The organism is Mycobacterium sp. TH-M116 (assembly GCF_057473685.1).
Window position 1 is genome coordinate 1 of sequence record NZ_JBYCLC010000350.1, and the last position, 5,807, is coordinate 5,807.

General features: G+C 67.8%; 6 protein-coding genes and 1 pseudogene. 2 read left to right on the forward strand and 5 right to left on the reverse strand.

Translation table 11 applies throughout. From position 1 onward, the window contains the following. On the forward strand, positions 1–476 hold a 476-nt coding region (locus tag AC2VOK_RS17965; RefSeq protein ID WP_428901676.1), incomplete at its 5' end, for a universal stress protein. Positions 477–660: 184 nt separating this feature from the next. On the opposite strand, the gene AC2VOK_RS17970 is transcribed toward AC2VOK_RS17965, so the two are convergent. From AC2VOK_RS17970 to AC2VOK_RS17980, 3 genes are all read right to left on the reverse strand, one after another. Continuing rightward, entirely contained in the window at positions 661–1,230 is a 570-nt protein-coding gene (locus tag AC2VOK_RS17970; RefSeq protein ID WP_428901677.1) for a histidine phosphatase family protein, read from the reverse strand. A 691-nt stretch (positions 1,231–1,921) separates the two neighbouring features. Beyond that, positions 1,922–3,151 carry a PPE family protein gene (locus tag AC2VOK_RS17975; protein ID WP_428901678.1) on the reverse strand — a complete coding sequence of 410 codons (1,230 nt, stop codon included), beginning with the start codon at positions 3,149–3,151 and terminating at the stop codon, positions 1,922–1,924. A gap of 12 nt (positions 3,152–3,163) precedes the next feature. Next, entirely contained in the window at positions 3,164–3,463 is a 300-nt protein-coding gene (locus tag AC2VOK_RS17980) for a PE family protein (protein ID WP_428901679.1), read from the reverse strand. Between the two features lie 301 nt (positions 3,464–3,764). On the opposite strand from AC2VOK_RS17980, the pseudogene AC2VOK_RS17985 reads away from it, so the two are divergent. Next, a pseudogene (locus tag AC2VOK_RS17985) lies at positions 3,765–4,206 on the forward strand (SIMPL domain-containing protein). Between the two features lie 7 nt (positions 4,207–4,213). Here the strand turns inward: AC2VOK_RS17985 and hpt are convergent. Together hpt and tilS are read right to left on the reverse strand one after the other, a co-directional pair. Next, complete coding sequence (gene hpt / locus AC2VOK_RS17990; protein ID WP_428901680.1) at positions 4,214–4,825, reverse strand: hypoxanthine phosphoribosyltransferase; 612 nt, start codon at positions 4,823–4,825, stop codon at positions 4,214–4,216. Between the two features lie 50 nt (positions 4,826–4,875). Then, the coding region (gene tilS / locus AC2VOK_RS17995; RefSeq protein WP_428901681.1) for a tRNA lysidine(34) synthetase TilS at positions 4,876–5,807 on the reverse strand (932 nt) is incomplete at its 5' end.

Consider the following 5,807-nt stretch of genomic DNA (forward strand, 5'->3'; position numbering starts at 1 on the left):
ACCGGAGCCCAGAGATGACCGAAGCGCACCCAGTTATCGTGGTCGGGATAGACGGCTCGGAAGCCAGTGCGGACGCGCTGCGTTGGGCAGCCAACCAAGCCCGCCTCAGTGCCGGTGAGGTGCAGGCCGTGATCACGTGGCAAACGCCGTCCTCCTACGGATTTTATGTGGACTACACCGACGACGACGCGACCGCGGATGCGCGTAAGACGTTGGAGAAAGTAGTCGCCGACGTCTTGGGCGAACCACCGTCGGTTCCGGTGAATCTTCGCGTGGTCAAGGGACAACCAGCGGACGTTCTCACCGAGGCCTCGCGATCAGCAGACCTGCTTGTCGTAGGCAGCCGGGGCCGGGGCGCATTCGCCGGAATGCTGCTGGGTTCGGTCAGCCAGCACTGCGTCCAACACGCCTCGTGTCCCGTCCTCGTCTTCCGACGTCCACTTGCCGAACAAGATCAGAAAGGACACGGGGCTTGAGGTTCTGATGTGGCGTTCGGGCACGGTCAGCGCGCGGGTCACGTCGGGGCTGCGGGGACGCCATGACGGGTGGTTTGCAGATGGGGGCGATCTTCTCCGCCCTCCCCGATACCGACCTGTTGAATTCATCGCGACTCCAGTCGGCCGGTGCCGCGATGAGCCACCACGCTGATCGAACCGAACGTCACTCAGCTGTCTGGTCGTAGGCGTCGACTCGCCATGTTCCATCCACCAGACTCAGCTGATTCCAGCATGCCGTGCGCTGCCGGACCCGACCGAGCGACGGATCCAATTGCTCTAACAAGGTCTGGTTGAACGCGTCATGGGAAACCATGACGATGGGACCGGGCGCGCGTTCGGCGACGATTTCGAAAAACGCCCGCTTCGCGCGTTCGGCCAAGGCGGAACGCGGTTCCACTCCTGGTGCGGAATCTACGCTCCCATATTGTTTTTCCACTTCCGCACGCGGTTTCCCCGTCATCGGCCCGTAGTCACGGTCGTTCAGTCGCATGTCGATGTTCACCGCGACTCCGGCTGCTTTGGCTATGGCCTCTGCAGTAGCCACCGCCCGCTGCAGCGGGCTGGACACCACCGCCGTGGTCCCCTTGGTTGCGAGCACCTTGGCCAGCCGCTCTACCTCAGCAAGACCTACTTCATCCAGCGGTGGATCGCTCAATCCGCGCAGCCGGCCTTCGGCATTGAACGCGGTGCGGCCGTGACGCGCAAGGTAGACTCGCGACATTTCTGCAGTCATGCCTCTCCTTCGCCAAAGTTTTCGCAGCAATGCATATTTTTCTCCGACTCCCAGCGTAGCACCGGGCGACCATCACCACATGGGCCCAGTTTGCTTACGTGACAAACGAACTCCCGACGCATTCTCCCCAGGGCGCCCCTGGGCGACTGTCACGCTCCCGTCGGGGCGTACGACAAATCTTTATCTCCCGCCTCGGATACCCGAGATCGTGACACACCAATCAGGTTGGAAGCTCTGCTCTGACGGACGCGATCGACAGGACGTCGCGCCAGGCGTGACGCACGTTGACTTGCCTCCCGATTCACCGGCCACGCAGTGTCGGTGGCGCTTGTCGGACGTCACCGGCCGGAGGTGGGTTTTGGCAAATGCCAAGCGAACCAGGGCGAGGCGCCGCTCCGCGACTCCCGAATCACTGCGTCGCGCAAGCGTAACCGAAGCATCGCACCTCCAGTAGAGCACGGTGTCATCTCGAAGAATCCCGCAAGCCGGAGATCGACAATCGTCCGGCCCGCCAACACTGCGTGACAGACTTTCAACTGGGACCGGCGCGCAGCTGGCACCCCCTGCGCGCCCGAATGATTGATCCGCGCGAGCCCGAAGCACTCCTGTCCGACTGAACACCCGACGAGCGGCCCCGGCGTCCTTGCCGGACGCTCCGCCCGTCTGACGAACGGGGCCCGCTTGCGCCCGATCACCCGCCGGCCGGGGGTTGGGGCATGACCGTCGGCTTGAATCCGTATCGGGGAGCCAGGAAATGCGCGGACAGGCCGCGCCCGGCGCCGCTGCCCATCAGCGGCAGTCCGCCGACCGCCTGGGCGGCGGGCCCAGCCCCCGCGGCGACCCCCAAACCATTGAGGGCCGCCGTGACAGGCGTCGCGGCCGGTGCGGCACCGGCCCAGGAACTCGGGACCGACAGGCCGCTGACCGAGGCCGCCTTACCGACAGCTCCCGCAACGCCGCCCAGACCCGCGGCCGGAAGTGCGGCGGGCACTTCCTTGGCGGCCTCAGCCACCGCCTTGACTCCCTCCTGGGCGAACTTCGGCAGGTCGTGCGCCATACCCATGTAATCCTTGAACTGGGTGACGACGAGCCGCGCCGGGCTCACCCACTTGTTGAACGTGTCCATGAAGATTCCGCCGTCCACCTCAGCAGATCCGGTCAAACCCTGGACCACGTCGCCCATCAGTCCGCCGACGATGATCCCATCACCGTTCGCGTTCCACAGGTGCCCGGTCAGGCCGAGCGCAGCCGCGGGGTCGCTGAGCCAGGGTGGTTCGTTGGTGATGCCCGCGAGTCCGGACAGCGCCCTGGGAATCTGCGCCGCCGCCTGCGCGTCGACGACCCCGTTCAGCGCCTGAGCGACCGCGGTGGCCTGACCGGCCAGGCCCGCCGGATCGACCGCGCTCGCCGCCACCGTGAAGGGCGCCAGCTGCGAGGCCGCCGCCGACGAGCCCGCGTAGCAGTACATCGCGGCCGCGTCCTGGGCCCACATCTCGGCGTACCGCGCCTCGGTTGCCGCAATCGCCGCAGTGTTCTGGCCGAGGAAGTTGCTCGCCAGCAACGCCAACAGCAGGGCCCGGTTGGCGGCGATCTCCGCCGGCGGCACCGTCGCGGCGACGGCCGCCTCATAGGCCGTTGCCGCCGCCACGGCCTGTGCCGCGGCCTGTTCGGCCCGCTCGCCCGTGCCTGTCAGCCACGCCACCTGGGGTGCGGCCGCGGCCGCCATGGAGGTCGCTGCCGGGCCCTGCCACGGCCCGTCGACCAGCCCGGTGATCAGCGAGCCGTAGGAGAACGCGCTGGTGTGCAACTCGGTGGCCAGCCCCTGCCAGGCCGCCGCGGCGGCCAGCATCGGCCCCGAGCCGGGACCGGAATATATCAGCGCGGAGTTGATCTCCGGCGGCAACTGCGCGAAGTCCAGCATGTCCGACCTCGCCTAGCCGACCAGAGCGGTGTTGGCGTCTTCGGTGGCCGCATAGGAACCGCTACTGACGGCCAGCATGGTTGCCAACTGCTCCCGAGCCACCGCAGCGTGTGCATTGATCTCCTGGAAAAACGTTGCGTGGGAGGCGAACTGCGCGGCGGTGAGAAACGACACCACGTCGGCGGCGGCCGGAATGACGCCTGTGGTCGGCACGGCCGCCGCCACGGTGCCGGCCTGCAGCGCAGCGTTGAGGTTGTGCAGGTTCTCGGCGGTCGCCGCCAGTATGTCTTTACTTACGACCGTAGTTGGCATGTTTACTCCTCAAAGTGGTTCCCATTCAACGTATTTCGATGACCAGCGCCCACTGGCGAAACGCTTCGGACATAGTAGGCGCGTGCCGTCGCGCCGGCACAGCCCCAGCGGGTCAAGTTCACCGAGAAGCCGGCAATTGTTCATTTAGCTGTAGGCATATGCCGCATTCTATGGCTATGGCATGAAACTACTTGCAGGCAAATATGATTAGAGTTTTACATGAACTTCGATGTGATTGCCAGATTGGACTTTATGCTTTGCTGGCGATAATCGGAGGGCTCGTGGCGCTGGGGTGCACCGTATGTCGCAACGCGGCATTCCGGGCCTCGTCCGCCGCTTGGTCGTGGCCCCCGCTGCGGGCGCGGCCATCGCCACGGTGTCGGCGTGCGACTCCCACCAGCCATCCCAACCGGGGCGCGCGCCCGCCAGGTGACCGTCGTCGGTTCGGGGCACGTCCAGGGCGTCCCGGACATGTTGACCGTCCAGGTCGGCATCGAGTTCACCGCACCCGACGTCACCGCGGCATGGATCAGACCAACGACCGCCAGCAGGCGGTCCCCGGCGCGCTCGCCGGAGCCGGGATCGAGCGCAAGGACATCAGCACCACCGTCTGCGAAGCGACGGGCAGCGCCCCGCCGAGGGCCGCGCCCGGCGCCCAGAAGGCCGCGCCGGCCGCCGTTCCGCTGGAACCCGGCCAGCAGACGGTGAGCCTCTCGGTGACCGCGATGTGGGAGCTGGACTGAGGCCGGGCTACTGCTGGTAGACCCGAGGGTCCAGCATGCCGATGTACGACAGGTCGCGGTAGCGCTCGTCGTAATCCAGGCCGTAGCCCACGACGAAGTCGTTGGGGATGTCGAAGCCGACATAGGCGATCGCGACGTTGGCGCCCCGCGCATCGGGCTTGCGTAGCAGCGTGCACACCCGCAGCGACCGCGGATGCCGGCTGCTCAGATTGCGCAGCAACCAGGACAGCGTGAGGCCGGAGTCGACGACATCCTCGACGATCAGCACGTCCCGGCCCTGGATGTCGCGGTCCAGATCCTTCAGGATCCGCACCACACCCGACGACGATGTCGAAGACCCGTAGGAGCTGACCGCCATGAACTCGAACTGCGTCGGAACCGGGATGGCGCGCGCCAGGTCGGTGACGAACATCACAGCACCCTTGAGCACGGTGATCAGCAGCAGGTCCTGCCCGGCCTCGGCGACCAGCTCGCGGTAGTGCGTGCCGATTTCCTCGCCGAGGTCGGCCACCCGGGCCTGAATCTGCTCCGCGGTGAGCAGCACCGACGTGATATCCCCGGGGTAGAGCTCCGTTGGCTGGGCCGGGGTGATCGCCGAAGAGGTCTGCGCCACGACCACAGCGTGCCATGCCGGAGCGCGAATAACCAACGGCGGCTCAGATATTGCGGTCACCGGAACGGCTGGTGCACCGGCTCGCGCCACATGGCCAGGACAGCGCCGCGCCGCCCCGCGATCAGCCGTTCACCGCGCAGAGACGACCCGACCGCCACCCCACCCTGCCCACGCCACCCGGTGACCAGGGTGTCGATGCCTCGAATCTGCTTGTCGCGCAGACCGATCGCCCCGCCGTCCAGCAGCCAGCCGCGGATCACCCGCCGCCGGACCGGGGCGGGCAACCCGGCCAACGCACGGGCGTCGAGGTCCGCGCCTGTGCGCACCTCGGGCATCGCCTGCGCGGCGAGCGAGTCGATCAACTCAGTGTCCTCCCGCAGCGCCGTCGCGGTGCGGGCCAGCGCCTCGGCCACCCCGCCGCCCAGCGCGTCCTCGAGCAGCGGCAGCACGTCCAGGCGCAGCCGGGTCCGGGTGAAACGGCGGTCGGCGTTGTGCGGATCCTGCCAGGCCGACAGATCCAGCTCGCGGCACGCGGCGTGGGTAAGGCTGCGGCGCACCCCCAGCAGCGGCCGGCACCACGGCGGGTCGTGCGGGCGCATCCCGGCCAGCGAACGCCCCCCGGAGCCGCGGCCCAGCCCCAACAACACCGTCTCGGCCTGGTCGTCGAGCGTGTGACCCAGCAGCACCGGACCGTCGCGGTGGGCGCCCAGCGCCGCGTAGCGTGCGGCACGCGCGGCCGCCTCGAGACCGCCCTGGGGGCCGAACGGCGCGCGAACCTGGACGCAAAGAACCTGTGCATCAACACATCCCAATGCGAGCGCTTGTTTGCGGGCGGTTTGCGCGACGTCTGCCGAGCCGGGCTGCAGGCCGTGGTCCACGATCAGCGCGGTAGTGGGCCGCAGCTGCGCGGCGATGGCGGTGAGCGCCAGCGAGTCCGGGCCACCGGACAGCGCCACACACCAACGCCCGCCGCCGGCGGGCTCGCTGG